The organism is Clostridia bacterium (assembly GCA_034926675.1).
GTDB lineage: Bacteria > Bacillota > DTU025 > DTU025 > DTU025 > JAYFQW01.
In genome coordinates, this window is record JAYFQW010000067.1 from 1 (window position 1) to 2644 (window position 2644).

The following is a 2644-nucleotide window of genomic DNA, read 5'->3' on the forward strand; positions in this document are numbered from 1 at the left end:
TATTCCATACGGAGGGGCTCAGTACCTCTGGGATAGATTTACAATTTACAGGGTATCGATAACCAGCAACTGGTCGCCGGGCCTGAACTTATCACCCAAGGGGCGCTGGAAGAAAACTGGGATGCTACATCGTAACGTCAGAGAGAAATGTATCACTGCTGGACATTCTCCGCCAGATGGGGATGGACGAAGACGCTGGTTTTCTCAGGGACGGCGCGCAGCTTCTGACTCAAAGGCTCGTTGAACTCGAAGCTACGGAAAGGATCGGAGCGGATAGATACGAGAGAACGTCGGAGAGATCAACGTACCGGAATGGCTATCGGTCCAGACCCTGGGAAACGAGAGTAGGCAGTCTGGATCTCAGGATACCCAAACTCAGGGAGGGAACGTTCTTTCCAAGCTTCCTGGAGCCCCGGCGAATGACGGAGAAGGCTATCCTGTCAGTAGTCCAGGAGGCGTACGTTCACGGGGCCAGCACTCGAAAGGTGGACGAACTCGTAACAGATCCGACCACCGAGTTGTGAGCATGGCCCTGGTCATAGCGCTCGGCGTCAAGATGACCGGGGATCGTGAGATTCTCGGTTTCGCCATAGGCCCCTGCGAAAGCGAGGCGTTCTGGCATGAGTTCCTGAAAGGCCTGGCATCTCGCGGGCTTAGCGGAGTGAAGCTTGTGATAAGAGATGCCCACGAAGGACTGAAGAAAGCGATACAGAAGGCTTTCCTAGGGGCGTCGTGGCAAAGGTTCACGGTACATTTCATGCGCAACGCGCTTGCCCATGTGCCCCGGGCCACGCAGCAAATGGTTGCGGCCTACATCCGGACGATATTCGCTCAACCCGACCAGGCGACCGCCAAGGTTCAACTCCGGCAAGTTGCGGTTACCCTGGAAGGAAGGTTTCCCAAGGCGGCGCAAATGCTCTGCGCGTGCGAAGACGATATCCTAGCGCACATGGCGTTTCCAAAGGAACACCACAGACAGATTCACTCAACAAACCCTCTTGAGAGGCTGAACAAGGAGATCAAGCGCCGAGCGGACGTAGTAGGCATTTTCCCTAACGCCGATTCAGCGCTCAGGCTTCTTGGATCGGTGGATGATAGAGCAGAACGATGAATGGATCGTACTGCGCAAGTAATTCAGCCAGGAATCCATGGGCAAGCTGTTGCCGCCAGTCGATACAACTGTGGCGCTGCCTCCAGTGGAGTAGACCCTTGATCGAGTCAAGATAGTTGCCGCTAAGCTCATTTTCCGCAGTAGGGGCCTATCAAGTTAAGCGTTACAGGACGGATGGGACAAGACGCGGTCATGCCTGAGGGCGGCGGTATTCTCCAATCAGCAGTCCGAGTTTGTCGAGGATCCGGTAGTGAAAAGGCAGGGCATTTTCGACGTGGCTCACCTCGGCGCCGTTGGGCAGATTAGCCTTGGTCAGGGCGATCTGGTCGAAATCGAGGAACAGTGATGTTGTTTCTTGGGGTTCTTGAGCGCCATGCCGACCAACCCTCGCATCTGTATCGGGGCTATGTTCGACGTGAGTGTTGCCAGTACCTTCTCAGAAGGTTTTGACTATAGTCCGAAAATTCAGCCTTTCCTACTTCGGAAAATGAGCTGAGTGATATACTCGACATGGAATCGCGAGATCTGCTAGAAAGGAGGTGTGAAGGATGGTTGTGAGCAAATCGGACGGCTCGTCGGCGTCCTACAGACTAGCGCGGTCCATCGGCATTCTGACCGCCCCGCCACTCATGGCGCTCGTCGCAACGACATGGATGTATCTGTACAATGCGGAGCTGTTTGGAGATGGAGCAGGCTGGTACTGGATGGCTCTGGCCTTTCTGACAGCACTCCCTGTTTCGGCATACATACTTAAGATGATTATACCGTCGGTCAGAGCTCAGGGCCGACGCGGAGAACGCAGGCTGGCGTTCATCATGTCCGTTGCAGGCTACATAATAGGTACAGCAATCTGCCTGTTGAGGAAGGCGCCCCGAGCTGTGTCGGGGCTGTTCCTGTCGTATCTGGCCTCGGGAGTACTGCTTGCCCTCGTTAACGCCGTACTCAAGTTCAGGGCCAGCGGGCACGCGTGCGGGTTCTCTGGACCGCTTGTCTACCTTGCGCGGATCGCCGAACCTCTGCCAGTGCTAGTGTGCAGCGTCATAGCTCTACCGTTAGTCTACTGGGCCCGGCTCCACCAGGGACGGCACTCATTGCGTGAGCTCCTATGGGGCACGCTTGTGGGGCTTACGGCCACAGGGCTTGTGATGTTGCTCTACATGTAGTTCATGGTGGTGCAGGCATAACGACGCAGGCCCATCCCGAGGCGCATCTGGAGGGCGGCTACTAACCGCACGTTTTGTCTGAGTCAGGTGGCGAACGGAGGGTTTACTGCGCAGGTTCAGACCTAGCGGTACACCCGCCCAGCAATACCTGTGCGGTCGACATGCTGTTCCTGGGCAGTGGCTGTCAGCCAGACGCGCTTCGGCGGGTCAAGCTCCCTTTGTCAGGCTACTGACGCTACGATATAGTATCCCAGTTTTCTTCCAGTAGGTCTTGGCCGAGGGTCCCACGCCCTGTGGCCAGCTACTGGATATCAATACACCGCTATGTTCCAATACCTCCCAAAGGTACTGAGCCCTCTCACGTGGAATA

The 2644-nt window shown here is 55.9% G+C and carries 1 protein-coding gene and 1 pseudogene; both read left to right on the plus strand.

From position 1 onward, the window contains the following. Nucleotides 1-176 precede the first annotated feature (176 nt). A pseudogene (locus VB144_13680) lies at nt 177-1130 on the plus strand (IS256 family transposase). Between the two features lie 529 nt (nt 1131-1659). After that, complete coding sequence (locus VB144_13685; protein MEA4884677.1) at nt 1660-2274, plus strand: hypothetical protein; 615 nt, start codon at nt 1660-1662, stop codon at nt 2272-2274. The last annotated feature ends 370 nt before the right edge of the window (nt 2275-2644 follow it).